The 1,189-nt window shown below is 22.3% G+C and carries 3 protein-coding genes and 1 pseudogene; all 4 read left to right on the top strand.

What is annotated here, in order from left to right; translation table 4 throughout:
• A pseudogene (locus C6B38_RS09960) lies at nt 1–279 on the top strand (hypothetical protein); the annotation flags it as partial.
• Between the two features lie 2 nt (nt 280–281).
• Nucleotides 282–482 carry a hypothetical protein gene (locus C6B38_RS04475; protein ID WP_105298810.1) on the top strand — a complete coding sequence of 67 codons (201 nt, stop codon included), beginning with the start codon at nt 282–284 and terminating at the stop codon, nt 480–482.
• Entirely contained in the window at nt 457–750 is a 294-nt protein-coding gene (locus C6B38_RS04470; protein ID WP_105298809.1) for a hypothetical protein, read from the top strand. Before C6B38_RS04475 ends, C6B38_RS04470 begins: the two co-directional genes overlap by 26 nt.
• 69 nt (nt 751–819) lie before the next feature.
• A complete protein-coding gene (locus C6B38_RS11105) occupies nt 820–1,065 on the top strand; it encodes a lipoprotein (RefSeq protein WP_105298808.1) in 246 nt (81 codons plus the stop codon).
• Nucleotides 1,066–1,189 lie beyond the last annotated feature (124 nt).

Genomic DNA, 1,189 nt, shown 5'->3' with positions numbered 1-1,189 from the left:
ATTGATTTGAAAAATACATTAAATTATGTTTGCAGATTAAATAATAGAGATTTACCAAGTATAAAAGTATTATTTAATAATATCAAAGATAATGAAAATACAAGTTTTATATATAAACTATTAGTTAAAAATGATTTAGCTAATTATTTATTAAATAACATAATAAAAAATTCAGATACATTTATTAAGATTGAAAATGAGTTAAGTAGTATTTGAACTAATCAACATTATTGGCGACAAAAACAAGCATACGAAGAACTCATCAAAGAAATCAAATAACTATGAAAATAGATAAAAATATTTGTTTAGTTCCATATTGTCAAGAAAATAATTTTATTATTGAAATAGATAGTCCTTTTTGTATAGAACATTTAACAAAGTTTGATAATTTTTATTCAAGATGGAAAGTTGATAGTAAAATAGATAATATATTGGAAATTGATGAGGATTTCCGAAATGAATTTTTTACTGAATATGGTTAATTATTATTTTGTTGAAGAAGAAGCTGAATATCATAGAAAAAATAAACAAGTCTTAAAAAAGAAGAAACTAAAGAAAAAAAAAGAAAAACAAAAAACGAAAGTAGATAAAATAATTATGAAAAAAATAGATAATAAAGACACTATCAATCATAATTTAATGATTGTCGATGTTGATTTACAAAAATGCTTGAATTGTAGTTTTACGATTCAAAAAATCGATGATAAGTGATTTACAATCAACACAGGAGATAACAACTGTGGTAAATAATTTTATTGTTAATAAAAAATTTTGATAATATATATAAGGTTATAACAATGTATTAAAGAGGTATCAATTATGAAAAAAATATTAAGTATATTAGGAGCAGTTAGTTTAACTGCAACTGGAGCAAGTAGTGTTATTACTTGCGGTTATAATAAATCACAACAAAATATAAAAATATTAAATAAAATTATTAAGTGCATTAATTTAGGTGCGATTTTTATGAAAGGAGAAATTCCTACAGTGACAGAATTATTGGTTTATATTAAGGTAAATGAAAGGAGAAATTCCTACAGTGACAGAATTATTGGTTTATATTAAGGTAAAAAATTCTAGTGCAATTTATTTAACTGAAAATGATTTTGCTGTTAAAGGGACAATAAGCAAAACAACTGCAACAATTATTGGAAAAGGAAACTTTACCGGAGAAGTTACATTAAATTAT

Origin of the sequence: Spiroplasma sp. ChiS (assembly GCF_002968355.1) — a bacterium.
GTDB lineage: Bacteria > Bacillota_I > Bacilli_A > Mycoplasmatales > Mycoplasmataceae > Spiroplasma > Spiroplasma citri.
This window is presented reverse-complemented; position numbering and strand designations above follow the sequence as displayed.